The following is a 469-nucleotide window of genomic DNA, read 5'->3' as shown; positions in this document are numbered from 1 at the left end:
ATTGCGCCTGATGTTGGTGGCGACATAGTTGCCGAAATTCGGCGTGTTCCAGGTCAGCGCGACCTGGCCGACGCCGCCCGTGGCGACAACGCTGGTGACCGCCCCGGGCGGCGTCGTGTCGACCGTGGAGACCAACGTTACCGTGCTAGTCCACGTGCCATAGCTGTTATTGGTTCCGATATAGACGGCCTGGACGTCGATCGAGGTGTTGGCCGGCACTGGATTCGTGTTGAGGGCAATGAGACCGCCTGACGGCGTCACGCCCGGGAACTTCTGCTCCACCCATGCACCGGGAACGCCTCCGCCGACATCCGTTATCCTGTAGTGAACGACCGGCGTGACATCGATCCGGTTCGGATCGATCAGCACGACGCGGATGTAAATGCTGCCGCCACCGGAGACTGCAACCGCTGTGTCGATGATCGGGGTCGGAATGCCGTCAGAGACCGGCTTGGGCGGCACAGGCGGC

The 469-nt window shown here is 63.1% G+C and carries 1 pseudogene; it reads right to left on the bottom strand.

Features of this window, described 5'->3' with window-relative positions:
* Positions 1–469 (bottom strand): annotated as a pseudogene (locus ACWTU8_RS32515) (hypothetical protein); the annotation flags it as partial.

This window comes from Mesorhizobium sp. BHbdii, from assembly GCF_053848045.1.
This window is presented reverse-complemented; position numbering and strand designations above follow the sequence as displayed.